Below are 9,039 nucleotides of genomic sequence, written 5' to 3' on the forward strand. Positions count from 1 at the left end.
ATGCCGGCCGAACAGCCGTTGACCGTGCTGGTCGCCGAGGACGGTGCCGCCGACCGCCTGCTGCTGGCGCAGATCGTCCGTCGCCAGGGCCACCAGGTATTCACCGCGGAAAACGGCGAGCAGGCAGTGGCACTGTTTCAGGAGCGGTGCCCACAGCTGGTGTTGCTGGACGCGCTGATGCCGGTAATGGACGGCTTCGAGGCGGCGCGGCAGATCAAGGCCCTGGCCGGCGAGGCACTGGTGCCGATCATTTTCCTGACGTCGCTGAACGAAGAGGAAGGCCTGGTGCGCTGCCTGGAGGCGGGTGGCGATGACTTCATGGCCAAGCCCTACAGCGCGGTGATCCTCGCTGCCAAGATCCGTGCCATGGATCGGTTGCGCCGGTTGCAAGCCACTGTGCTGGAGCAGCGTGACCAGATCACCCGGCACCATCACCACCTGCTCAACGAGCAGCGGGTGGCCAAGGCCGTTTTCGACAAGGTGGCCCACTCCGGTTGCCTTTCTGCGCCCAACATCCGCTACCTGCAGTCGCCGTATGCGCTGTTCAATGGTGACTTGATGCTGGCTGCGTTCACGCCGTCCGGTGACATGCGCGTGCTGCTGGGCGACTTTACCGGCCATGGCCTGCCAGCGGCGGTTGGCGCCATGCCGCTGGCCGAGGTGTTTTACGGCATGACCGCCAAGGGTTACGGCATGGCGCCGATCCTGCGCGAGATGAACGCCAAGCTCAAACGCATCCTGCCGGTGGACATGTTCTGTTGCGCGATACTGCTCAACCTCAGCGTGCAGCGCGGCTCGGTGGAAGTGTGGAATGGCGGTATGCCCGATGGCTATCGGCTGTCGGTGGATGGCCAGGTGCTGTCAGCGCTGAGCTCGCGGCATCTGCCGCTGGGTATTCTGGCTGCCGAGCGTTTTGATGACAGCGCCGAAGTGCTTCCGTTGGCGCCGGGTGAGCGCCTGTTGCTGCTGTCGGACGGCGTGCTCGACACGGCTGATGACCAGGAGCGCCTGTTCGGTGTGCAGCGCCTGCTGGCGGTGCTGACCAACAACCGCGACCCGGTGCGGTTGTTCGACGAAGTGATGCAGGCCCTGGCGCGCTTTGGCGGGCGCCCGCGCGACGACATCAGTTTGTGTGATATTCGCATGTTCGGCGCCGAGGAGCGGGTGCCCGCGCCGATGATCTACGCTGATAGCGGTCGTTTCAGCCCGCAGGACTGGTCGCTGGGCTTCGAAGTGCGCGGCGAGAGCCTGAAGTGCTTTAATCCGATCCCTTACCTGGTGCAGTTGTTGCAGGAGATTCATGGGCTTCGTGCGCGTACCGGCAGTTTGCACAGCGTCCTCAGCGAGTTGTATTCCAATGCCCTGGAGCATGGTGTGCTAGGGCTGGACTCGCGGCTCAAGCGCGATGTGCAGGGTTTTGCCGACTATTATCAGGAGCGTGCCCGGCGCCTGGGCGTGCTGACAGACGGCTTTGTGCGCATCGATTTCAAGGTTGAACCGCTTGCCGATGGCGGGCGTCTGAGTATCGAGGTTCGCGACAGCGGTGCGGGTTTCGATGTGCAGCGGGTACTGTCGCAGCCTTCGCTGGACCAGGGGCTGAGCGGGCGTGGCCTGAACCTGGTGCGGCGGTTAGCCAGCGATGCGCGCTGGAGTGAAGGCGGGCGGTGCGCGTATGTGGCGTTCGTATGGTGAGCCACTGGCTGGCTCGGGCATAATCTGGCTTGATCAAGGAGTGAGCAAGTGACTGACATGCATATTGACCACAAGGTGCTCAGTGACCTGCGTGAGGTCATGGAGGATGGCTACCTGCAGTTGGTGCAGACGTTTCTCGACGATTCCGAGCGGCGGCTGGGCCAGTTGCACGCGGCCAAAAGCGCCGAAGAGCTGGGTGCGGCTGCCCACAGCTTCAAGGGTAGCAGCAGCAACATGGGGGCTGTAGCCCTGGCCGGCCTGTGCCAGCAGCTGGAGGAGCGCGCACGGCGGCCCCCGCTGTATGGCATCGAGGACCTGATCAACCGCATCGACGAGGAATTCGTCGAGGTGCAGCGCTTCTACCGGGGTGAGCAGCAGCGTATTTCAGCGGGCTGATACACAACTTGGCGCGAGTCTTGCCTGTCTCTGAGCGGATTATTTTTTTGTTTCTGGCGCGGAGACCGCTCGATGCCTGTCGCACCCAACCCTTTGTTGCAAACCAACGCCATTGCCAGTGCCTCGCGCTCTGCCACCGCGCAGGCGGACAAACCGCTGCAGGCGCTGGGCGACAAGGGCGACGGCTTTGGCCAGGTGATGGCACGGCAGGGGCGTGAAAAGGCAGCCTCGCAGGATGACAAAGCCGCCCAGGCCAAGCCCAAGGATAAACCTGAGGCGCCAGCGTACGGCAAGAAAGACCCGGCTGACAAAACGGCTGTTGCCGATGACGGCAACAAATTGCCAGCAGACGATGTGTCCCAGGCCGATACCGGGGTGCGTGATGCCAATCTGGTGGCCGGTCAGGTCACCGACGCCCAGCCCGGTGCGCAACTGATCCAGGCCCAGGCCGAGGCGGTGGCGCCGGTGCTGCAGGCCGCCACGGCGCAGGTTGGCGCGCTGCCCGAGGAGCCTTCCGCCGAAGAGGCTTTCGACCCGGATGCAGACCCTCTGGCCAACCTGCCGACCTTGCGCCTGGCGCTGGAGCAGAGTGCGCAAGCCAAGGGGGCTACGTCGGCCCATGCCCTTGACCCTTCCCAGGCGCAGGGCGAGGAAGGCCAGGCCGCCGTCAATACCTTGGCGAATCTGGTCGAGAGTGCCGAGGGTGAGGCGGGAGAGTCTGGCGACAAGGCCTTTGGTGCCTTGCTTGAGGATGGCCTGAAGGACACCAAGAGCGCCAGCAGCGACACCCGTGTCGATGATTTCGCCAACCGCCTGGCCAGCCTGACCCAGGCTGCCACGGCCAAGACCGCCAGCGCCATGCCGGCCAACGCCAGCCCGTTGCACCAGCCGTTGCCGATGAACCAGGGGGCGTGGGCGGAAGGCTTGGTCAACCGGGTCATGTACCTGTCCAGCCAGAACCTGAAATCTGCAGACATCCAGCTGGAACCCGCAGAGCTGGGCCGCCTGGACATTCGCGTCAATGTTGCGGCGGACCAGTCGACCCAGGTCACCTTCATCAGTGGCCACGCCGGTGTGCGTGACGCCCTCGACAGTCAGGTGCACCGCCTGCGCGAGCTGTTTGCCCAACAGGGGCTGGCCCAGCCAGACGTCAACGTGGCCGACCAGTCGCGCGGGCAGCAACAGCAGCAGGGGCAGGCGCAGGGCAGTAACCTGTCCGGCGTGGCCGCGCGGCGGGCGGAGCAGGTTGGGGGTGAGGTTGTCGACAGCGCCAGGCCTGTGGAGCAACAGGTCGTTATTGGTGACAGTGCGGTCGACTTCTACGCTTGATTGCAGGTTGCTTGTACTTGCCTCTTCGCGTGCAAGCCCGTTCCCACAGGCATTTCATTGATTTCGAACCCTGTGTAGTACCTGTGGGAGCGGGCTTGCCCGCGAAGAAGGTAACGCCGCAAATCCTGCTGAAACCCATCCCCTGCAAAATCTGGCATAACACTTGCTCAAGCCAAGCCATCCTCCCTTGAACCCCCGATGGACGACGGATTATTGGCATGGCGAAGAGCGAAGCAGTCAAAGACCCCGCCACTAAAGGCAAACTCAAGCTGATCCTGCTGGCTGTCGTCGGGCTGTTGCTGGCGATCGGCCTTTCGGTGGGCGCTACCTGGTTCATCATGCACAAGAGCGAGTCGGCCCCGGCCGCCGAGCCTGCGGCCAGCAACGTCAAGCCTGCGGCCATCTACGAGGCGCTGACGCCGGCCTTCGTGGTCAATTTCAACCAGAACGGCCGCCAGCGCTACATGCAGTTGAGCATCACCCTGCAGGCGCGCAACCAGGCCGATCTGGATGCGCTGAAGGTGCACATGCCGGTGATTCGCAACAACCTGGTGATGATGTTCTCCGGGCAAGGCTTCGACACCCTGGCCAGCAGCCCGGTCGGGCAGGAGATGCTGCGTCAGAAGGCCACTGCGGTGGTGCGGGAAGTGGCCCAGAAGGAAGTCGGCAAGCCGGTCATCGACCAGTTGCTGTTCACCAATTTCGTATTGCAGTAGGAGTCCGCAATGGCCGTACAGGACCTGCTGTCCCAGGATGAAATCGATGCCCTGTTGCACGGCGTCGACGACGGGCTGGTGCAGACCGAGAGTGCATCCGAGCCTGGCAGTATCAAAAGCTACGACCTGACCAGTCAGGACCGTATCGTACGGGGTCGCATGCCGACCCTTGAAATGATCAACGAGCGTTTCGCCCGTTACACCCGTATCAGCATGTTCAACCTGCTGCGCCGTTCTGCCGACGTGGCCGTGGGCGGTGTACAGGTCATGAAGTTCGGCGAATACGTGCACTCGCTGTACGTGCCCACCAGCCTCAACCTGGTCAAGATCAAGCCGCTGCGCGGCACTTCGCTGTTCATCCTCGACGCCAAGCTGGTGTTCAAGCTGGTGGATAATTTCTTCGGCGGCGATGGCCGCCACGCCAAGATCGAAGGCCGTGAATTCACGCCTACCGAGCTGCGCGTGGTGCGCATGGTACTGGACCAGTGCTTCGTCGACCTCAAGGAAGCCTGGCAGGCGATCATGCCGGTCACCTTCGAGTACATGAACTCCGAGGTCAACCCGGCCATGGCCAACATTGTCGGCCCCAGCGAGGCGGTGGTGGTGTCCACCTTCCACATCGAGCTGGACGGCGGCGGCGGCGACCTGCACGTCACCATGCCGTATTCGATGATCGAGCCCGTGCGCGAAATGCTCGACGCCGGTTTCCAGTCCGACCTGGACGACCAGGACGAGCGTTGGGTCAAGGCCCTACGCGAAGACGTGCTGGACGTGGCCGTGCCAATGACCGCCACGGTCGCCCGGCGCCAGTTGAAACTGCGCGACATCCTGCACATGCAGCCTGGCGACGTGATCCCGGTGGAGCTGCCCGAGCACCTGGTGTTGCGCGCCAATGGCGTGCCGGCGTTCAAGGCGCGGCTGGGTTCGCACAAGGGCAACCTGGCCCTGCAGATCATCGACCCGATCGAACGCCGCTGACGGCGTGCCGGTCGCTCATAACGAATTGAATGCCTGTCGAGGAAACCATGGCTAACGAAAACGAGATCACCTCCCCAGAGGACCAGGCGCTGGCCGATGAGTGGGCCGCGGCCCTGGAAGAAACCGGCGCGGCCGGCCAGGCCGATATCGATGCACTGCTGGGCGGTGACACCGGCAGCACCAGCGGCACGGGCCGCCTGCCGATGGAAGAGTTCGCCAGCTCGCCGAAGCCGAACGAAAACGTCAGCCTCGAAGGCCCGAACCTGGACGTGATCCTGGACATCCCGGTGAATATTTCCATGGAGGTGGGCAGCACCGAGATCAATATCCGCAACCTGTTGCAGCTGAACCAGGGTTCGGTGATCGAGCTCGACCGCCTGGCCGGCGAGCCACTCGACGTGCTGGTCAACGGCACGCTGATCGCCCATGGCGAAGTAGTGGTGGTCAACGAGAAGTTCGGCATCCGCCTGACCGACGTGATCAGTCCCAGCGAACGTATCAAGAAGCTGCGCTGAGTGAAGGGCACGATGCGCGCCCTTGCGGCGTTGGCGGTGCTGCTGGCCAGTAACGCATGCCTGGCCGCGGCCACGCCGGCCGCTACCCCGGCGACGCCACCTGGCAGCCTTGGCGGGCAGCTGGCGCAGATGGTTTTCGGCCTGCTGCTGGTGGTGGGCCTGATCTTCTTCCTGGCCTGGATGCTGCGGCGCCTGCAGAGCACGGCGGTGAAGGGCGGGCAGGTGATCGAGATTGTCGGCAGTCGTGCCATTGGCCCGCGTGACCGCCTGTTGCTGGTGCAGGTGGGTAAGGAGCAGATCCTGATCGGCCATACCCCGGGCAGCATCGAGGCCCTGCATGTGCTGGCCGAACCCGTGGAAGTGCCGGACGGCGCTCGTCAGGCGACGCCGGAGTTTGCTCAGCGGCTGATGGAGCTGATGGGCAAAAACCCTAAGGACAACAAGTGATGAGCGGCGCGCTGCGTACGTTGTTGACTCTGGCGCTGCTGCTGGTTGCGCCGCTGGCCCTGGCTGCCGACCCGCTGTCGATCCCGGCCATTACCCTGTCCAATACCCCGGACGGGCAGCAGGAGTATTCGGTCAGCCTGCAAATCCTGCTGATCATGACTGCGCTGAGCTTCATTCCGGCGTTCGTCATCCTGATGACCAGCTTCACCCGCATCATCATCGTGTTCTCTATTCTGCGTCAGGCTCTGGGCCTGCAGCAGACACCCTCGAACCAGTTGCTGACCGGTATGGCGCTGTTCCTGACCATGTTCATCATGGCCCCGGTGTTCGACCGGGTGAACCAGGACGCCCTGCAGCCCTACCTGAAAGAGCAGATGACAGCCCAGCAGGCCATCGACAAAGCCCAGGGGCCGCTCAAGGACTTCATGTTGGCGCAAACCCGGCAAAGCGACCTCGACCTGTTCATGCGCCTGTCCAAGCGTACCGACATCGCAGGCCCCGATCAGGTGCCGCTGACCATTCTGGTGCCGGCTTTCGTCACTTCCGAGTTGAAGACCGCTTTCCAGATCGGTTTCATGATCTTCATCCCGTTCCTGATCATCGACATGGTGGTGGCCAGTGTGCTGATGGCCATGGGTATGATGATGCTGTCGCCGCTGATCATCTCGCTACCGTTCAAGATCATGCTGTTCGTGCTGGTGGATGGCTGGGCGCTGATCATGGGCACCCTGGCCAGCAGTTTCGGCGGCGTCTGACGCCGTCAAGGAGAGCCGCCGATGACACCTGAAGTTGCTGTCGACCTGTTCCGTGATGCCCTGTGGCTGACCACCCTGCTGGTCGCCGTGCTGGTGGTGCCGAGCCTGTTGGTGGGCCTGATGGTGGCGATGTTCCAGGCCGCCACGCAGATCAACGAGCAGACCCTGAGCTTTCTGCCGCGCCTCCTGGTGATGTTGATTACGCTGATTATCGCCGGGCCGTGGCTGGTGCAGAAGTTCATGGAGTACATCACCAGCCTTTACACCAGCATCCCGCAGCTGATTGGTTGACGTGGCGATGCTGGAACTGACCGATACGCAGATCGGCACCTGGGTCGCCACCTTCATTCTGCCGTTGTTCAGGGTAACTGCGGTGCTGATGACCATGCCGATTTTCGGCACCCGCATGTTGCCGGCGCGGGTGCGCCTGTACGTGGCGGTGGCGATTACCGTGGTGATCGTGCCGGCATTGCCACCGCTGCCTGAATTCGACCCGCTGAGCCTGCGCGGTATGCTGCTGTGCGTCGAGCAAATCATCGTTGGCGCATTGTTTGGCCTGGCCTTGCAGTTGCTGTTCCAGGCCTTCGTGATCGCCGGTCAGATCGTCGCGGTGCAGATGGGCATGGCTTTCGCCTCGATGGTCGACCCTGCCAACGGCGTCAACGTCACGGTCATCAGCCAGTTCATGACCATGCTGGTGAGTGTGCTGTTCCTGTTGATGAACGGGCACCTGGTGGTGTTCGAGGTGCTGACCGAGAGCTTTACCACTTTGCCGGTGGGGAGTGCGCTGGTGGTCAATCACTTCTGGGAGCTGGCCGGGCGCATGGGCTGGGTGTTCGGTGCCGGTCTGTTGTTGATCCTGCCGGTGATCGCTGCGCTGCTGGTGGTGAACATCGCCTTTGGTGTGATGACCCGCGCGGCGCCGCAGTTGAATATCTTCTCGATCGGCTTTCCGTTGACCTTGGTCATGGGCATGGCCATTTTCTGGGTCGGCCTGGCCGATATCCTTTCCCACTACCAGGCATTGGCCAGCGAAGCGCTGCAATGGCTGCGTGAATTGGCGAGGGCACGCTGAGCATGGCGGAAAGCGAGAGCGGTCAGGACAAGACAGAAGAACCCACCGAAAAGCGCAAGCGCACAGCTCGCGAGAAAGGCGAGATCGCGCGGTCCAAAGAGTTGAACACCGTGGCGGTGACCTTGGCCGGCGCGGGTGGCTTGCTGGCGTTTGGTGGGCATCTGGCCGAGACCCTGCTGGCCATGATGCGCATGAACTTCAGCCTGACGCGCGACATCATCGTCGACGAGCGCGCCATGGGTGCCTTTCTTCTGGCTTCGGGCAAGATGGCCATCTGGGCGGTACAGCCGATACTGATCCTGTTGTTCGTGATCGCGTTTGTCGCACCCATCGCGTTGGGCGGTTTCCTGTTTTCCGGCACCCTGTTGCAGCCGAAATTCAGCCGCATGAACCCGTTGTCGGGGATCAAGCGCATGTTCTCGGTGAATGCCCTGACCGAACTGTTGAAGGCGCTCGCCAAATTTTTCGTGATTCTGGTGGTGGCGGTAGTGGTGTTGGTCAACGACCGCCAGGCGTTGCTCTCCATTGCCAACGAGCCATTGGAGCAAGCGATCATTCACAGTGTTCAGGTGGTCGGCTGGAGTGCGTTGTGGATGGCGGCCGGGTTGTTGCTGATTGCGGCGGCGGATGTGCCGTTCCAGTTGTGGCAGGCGCACAACAAGCTGAAGATGACCAAGCAGGAAGTGCGTGACGAATACAAGGACACCGAAGGCAAGCCCGAGGTCAAGCAGCGTATTCGCCAGTTGCAGCGCGAGGTGTCGCAGCGGCGCATGATGGCGGCAGTTCCGGATGCGGATGTGATCATCACCAACCCGACGCACTACGCGGTAGCCTTGCAATACGACCCGGAGAAGGGTGGGGTGGCGCCCCTGTTGCTGGCCAAGGGTACCGATTTCATTGCCTTGAAAATCCGCGAGATTGGCGTGGAGCACAAGGTACAGATCCTCGAATCGCCAGCGCTGGCGCGGGCGATTTATTACTCCACCGAAATCGAGCAGGAAATCCCCGCAGGCCTTTACCTTGCGGTGGCGCAGGTGCTGGCCTATGTGTTCCAGATCCGCCAGTACCGTGCGGGCAAGGGCAAGCGGCCAGAGCCGCTGAAAGACGACCTGCCGATCCCGCCGGACCTGCGGCGC

The 9,039-nt window shown here is 62.7% G+C and carries 11 protein-coding genes; all 11 read left to right on the forward strand.

What is annotated here, in order from left to right; translation table 11 throughout:
- Window positions 1-1,692, forward strand: coding sequence for a fused response regulator/phosphatase (locus tag APH36_RS17240; RefSeq protein WP_060499590.1), 1,692 nt, complete (start codon window positions 1-3; stop codon window positions 1,690-1,692).
- Window positions 1,693-1,740: 48 nt separating this feature from the next.
- Window positions 1,741-2,088, forward strand: coding sequence for an Hpt domain-containing protein (locus tag APH36_RS17245; RefSeq protein ID WP_060499591.1), 348 nt, complete (start codon window positions 1,741-1,743; stop codon window positions 2,086-2,088).
- Window positions 2,089-2,160: 72 nt separating this feature from the next.
- Complete coding sequence (locus APH36_RS17250) at window positions 2,161-3,417, forward strand: flagellar hook-length control protein FliK (protein WP_060499592.1); 1,257 nt, start codon at window positions 2,161-2,163, stop codon at window positions 3,415-3,417.
- Between the two features lie 218 nt (window positions 3,418-3,635).
- On the forward strand, window positions 3,636-4,133 hold the full coding sequence (gene fliL / locus APH36_RS17255; RefSeq protein ID WP_060499593.1) for a flagellar basal body-associated protein FliL: 498 nt from the start codon (window positions 3,636-3,638) through the stop codon (window positions 4,131-4,133).
- A 9-nt stretch (window positions 4,134-4,142) separates the two neighbouring features.
- A complete protein-coding gene (gene fliM / locus APH36_RS17260) occupies window positions 4,143-5,111 on the forward strand; it encodes a flagellar motor switch protein FliM (RefSeq protein ID WP_012273501.1) in 969 nt (322 codons plus the stop codon).
- 47 nt (window positions 5,112-5,158) lie between these two features.
- Entirely contained in the window at window positions 5,159-5,626 is a 468-nt protein-coding gene (gene fliN, locus APH36_RS17265; protein ID WP_060499597.1) for a flagellar motor switch protein FliN, read from the forward strand.
- A gap of 12 nt (window positions 5,627-5,638) precedes the next feature.
- Window positions 5,639-6,073, forward strand: coding sequence for a flagellar biosynthetic protein FliO (gene fliO, locus APH36_RS17270; RefSeq protein WP_060499598.1), 435 nt, complete (start codon window positions 5,639-5,641; stop codon window positions 6,071-6,073).
- Entirely contained in the window at window positions 6,073-6,828 is a 756-nt protein-coding gene (gene fliP, locus APH36_RS17275) for a flagellar type III secretion system pore protein FliP (protein ID WP_060499594.1), read from the forward strand. Before fliO ends, fliP begins: the two co-directional genes overlap by 1 nt.
- 21 nt (window positions 6,829-6,849) lie before the next feature.
- On the forward strand, window positions 6,850-7,119 hold the full coding sequence (gene fliQ / locus APH36_RS17280) for a flagellar biosynthesis protein FliQ (RefSeq protein WP_016711779.1): 270 nt from the start codon (window positions 6,850-6,852) through the stop codon (window positions 7,117-7,119).
- Window positions 7,120-7,126: 7 nt separating this feature from the next.
- Window positions 7,127-7,903, forward strand: coding sequence for a flagellar biosynthetic protein FliR (fliR, locus tag APH36_RS17285; RefSeq protein WP_060499595.1), 777 nt, complete (start codon window positions 7,127-7,129; stop codon window positions 7,901-7,903).
- 2 nt (window positions 7,904-7,905) lie between these two features.
- Window positions 7,906-9,039: flagellar biosynthesis protein FlhB (gene flhB / locus APH36_RS17290; RefSeq protein WP_060499596.1), on the forward strand; the 1,134-nt coding region annotated here is incomplete at its 3' end.

The sequence above is a fragment of the Pseudomonas sp. NBRC 111133 genome (assembly GCF_001320605.1).
GTDB classification, from domain to species: domain Bacteria; phylum Pseudomonadota; class Gammaproteobacteria; order Pseudomonadales; family Pseudomonadaceae; genus Aquipseudomonas; species Aquipseudomonas monteilii.

Coding starts and splice junctions, on each gene's coding strand:
- fliR (WP_060499595.1), top strand. CDS start 7,127: ATGCTGGAACTGACCGATACGCAGATCGGCACCTGGGTCGCCACCTTC.
- fliQ (WP_016711779.1), top strand. CDS start 6,850: ATGACACCTGAAGTTGCTGTCGACCTGTTCCGTGATGCCCTGTGGCTG.
- fliO (WP_060499598.1), top strand. CDS start 5,639: ATGCGCGCCCTTGCGGCGTTGGCGGTGCTGCTGGCCAGTAACGCATGC.
- fliL (WP_060499593.1), top strand. CDS start 3,636: ATGGCGAAGAGCGAAGCAGTCAAAGACCCCGCCACTAAAGGCAAACTC.
- fliM (WP_012273501.1), top strand. CDS start 4,143: ATGGCCGTACAGGACCTGCTGTCCCAGGATGAAATCGATGCCCTGTTG.
- APH36_RS17240 (WP_060499590.1), top strand. CDS start 1: ATGCCGGCCGAACAGCCGTTGACCGTGCTGGTCGCCGAGGACGGTGCC.
- fliP (WP_060499594.1), top strand. CDS start 6,073: ATGAGCGGCGCGCTGCGTACGTTGTTGACTCTGGCGCTGCTGCTGGTT.
- APH36_RS17250 (WP_060499592.1), top strand. CDS start 2,161: ATGCCTGTCGCACCCAACCCTTTGTTGCAAACCAACGCCATTGCCAGT.
- fliN (WP_060499597.1), top strand. CDS start 5,159: ATGGCTAACGAAAACGAGATCACCTCCCCAGAGGACCAGGCGCTGGCC.